The 2,660-nt window shown below is 55.6% G+C and carries 2 protein-coding genes; both read left to right on the top strand.

The window, feature by feature from the left end; all coding sequences use genetic code 11:
* Positions 1–315 precede the first annotated feature (315 nt).
* On the top strand, positions 316–1,983 hold the full coding sequence (locus tag JX325_RS14845) for a recombinase family protein (protein WP_204791850.1): 1,668 nt from the start codon (positions 316–318) through the stop codon (positions 1,981–1,983).
* Positions 1,929–2,396, top strand: a complete 468-nt coding sequence (locus JX325_RS14840; protein WP_204791849.1) for a sigma-70 family RNA polymerase sigma factor — start codon at positions 1,929–1,931, stop codon at positions 2,394–2,396. The genes JX325_RS14845 and JX325_RS14840 overlap by 55 nt, the downstream gene beginning before the upstream one ends.
* Positions 2,397–2,660: the final 264 nt, after the last annotated feature.

Genomic DNA, 2,660 nt, shown 5'->3' with positions numbered 1-2,660 from the left:
TGGCACCATTGCTGCTTTCAGCACTTTACTCAAGCGGTTTTAGCCTATTGGTACAGCTTCTAAGATTCCATCAATGCCGGACGGGCCATACCTGTCCGGCATTTTTTTTATTCTCCAAACATATCTATAAACCGAGGTGATGCAATTTGGAAAGCGCACAGCGAGAACTGGCCGTCGTCCTGCTGGACCACATTCATTCTCTTGGCCTGATATCGGATTTCACCTATTCCAGAGCCGTGGATTTGGTACATTCTGTGATAGACTTTCCGGAGCTGTTCCAGTACCCTGTGTGCATGACAAAGGAGGTAGATATTCATGAATGTGCTCAGGATACGCAATGAAATGCGGAACGGGAAGACCATTTTCGACCTGCCGTTGCGGGTGACCTTCTACGCCAGGGTCTCCACCGATAAGGACGAACAGCTCAACAGTTTGGAAAACCAGGTACAGTATTACACACAATTCATACAGGAAAAACGGAATTGGACCTACGTCCAGGGCTACGTGGACGAGGGTATTTCCGGAACTAGCACGAAAAAGCGGGACAGCTTCTTACGGATGATCGAGGACGCCAAAGCGGGACGGTTCGACTTCATCATCACGAAGGAGATCTCCCGCTTTTCCCGTTCCACCCTGGACAGCATTCAATACACCCAGGAGCTGCTGGAGCATGATGTGGGGGTGCTGTTCCAAAACGACAACATCAACACCCTGGACTCCGACAGCGAGTTCCGCCTGGTGGTTATGGCCGGGGTGGCTCAAGATGAGGTGCGCAAGCTCTCCGAGCGGCTGAAGTTCGGCTTCCGGCAGGCCATCAAAAACGGGCATGTTCTGGGGAACGACAAGCTATGGGGCTACGACAAAAAGGACTGCGTGCTGACCATCAACGAGGCGGAGGCTCAGGTGGTGCGAAAAATTTTTGAGCTCTATGCCAATCAGCAAATAGGCATCCGCCGCATCTCTCAGACGCTGTACGACGAGGGCTTCACCAGCCGCAAGGGCGGGCCCTTCAACGTCCTGACCATCCGGCATATTTTGTGTAACCCCAAGTACAAGGGCTGGTACTGCGCGGGCAAGTCCCAAACCGTGGACTACCGCAGCAAGCGGAAAATCTTCCTGGACGAGGACGAATGGGTCCTATACCCGGACCCATCCATTCCGGCTATTGTATCAGAGGAACTATGGGATCGGGCCAACACCCTGTACAAGCGGCGGAGTGAGCAGATGAAACAGCATCAGAGCGGGGCAGCGTTTCACAACCGCTACCCCTACAGCGGCAAGGTCATCTGCGAGGAGCACGGAACCAGCTTTCACCGGCAGGTGCTGAAAAGCGCCCAGGGGAGCAAAGAAGTCTGGCAATGCCGGGTCTACCGGGACAAGGGCCGCGCGGCCTGTTCCGCACCCCAGCTCAGGACGGCGGAGCTAAATCAGATCATGGCCGACATTTTCGACAGACTGGCACAGAACAAGCGGGCCATTATCGACGCAGTAGCAGCAGTCCTCCAGGCCGTCCCGGACGAGCACGACTACACCCAGGACATCCGCCGTATTGAGGAGGACCTGTCCGCCCTCGGGGCAAAAAAAGACCGCCTGCTGGAGATGAGCATTGAGGACGCCATCTCCACGGCGGAATTTAAACAGCGCAACGACGGCTTCAACCAACAGGCCCAAGCCCTGGAGGAGCGACTGAAAGCGCTCCAAGCGGAGGCGGAAAAGGGGCGGCGGACGGCGGAGCAGTTAGAGGAAATCCGCGCCGCCCTGGAGCGGGAGCTGACCTTCCAAAACGGCATCCACTCCGCCCTGGTGACCACGATCCTGAACAAAATCGTGGTCAAAAGGAACAGCACAAAAGAGAAAATCCAACTGGACATCTACCTGAAATTCGGCGGCCTGTGGGAGGCCGCTTTTGACCGGGCGGATTCCTCCCTTTGCTTCACCCGTCCAAAAAGTACTACACCCAAAGCGCCGACCAGGAGGACCTGATTTCCATCGGCACCATCGGCCTCATCAAGGGCATCTCCAGCTTTAACCCCGCCAAAGGGGCGCGCCTTGCCACCTACGCCGCCCGGTGTATCGAAAATGAAATCCTCATGTACTTCCGCAGCCAGAAAAAGCTCCAGGGGGAGGTCTCCCTCTCCGACTCCATCGACAGCGACAAGGACGGAAACGCCCTCCAGCTCATGGATGTCGTGGGCGTGGACGACACCATGCTGGAGGACCTTCATGACCGGGACAACGCCCTGCGGCTTCACAAGCTGGTCCGGGAGCGCCTCACCTCCCGGGAGGCGGAAATTGTCCGCCTCCGCTACGGCCTGGGGGGCACCGTACCTCTGACCCAGCGGGAGATTGCCTCCTCCTTCGGCATCTCCCGGAGCTATGTATCCCGCCGCGCTTAATGTAAACGATGCCCGGAAAGCCTTGCAGTGCAAGAGCTTGTCCGGGCATTGGGTGCCTAGGGTAGCACCACGCTTATTGTAAATGATGGGGAAATTTAGGGAGATAGGCGGTCATTTATCTATCCCTTGGCAATCATAAAAGTTCGACCTCACGAGCTGTTATTGATTTATCAAGCGGAACAGGCAAAAACCTTACTCGCCGCTTAAGTGTTAGCGGTATTCCGCGGTCACTCTGAATAATATAGTCTGGAGTAAAGAAATAGT

Source organism: Oscillibacter sp. CU971 (assembly GCF_905219725.1).
In the GTDB taxonomy this organism is placed as follows: Bacteria; Bacillota; Clostridia; order Oscillospirales; family Oscillospiraceae; genus Oscillibacter.
This window is presented reverse-complemented; position numbering and strand designations above follow the sequence as displayed.

Bases quoted from the DNA above. Each gene is read 5' to 3' on its own strand.
- JX325_RS14845 (WP_204791850.1), top strand. From the start codon at position 316: ATGAATGTGCTCAGGATACGCAATGAAATGCGGAACGGGAAGACCATT.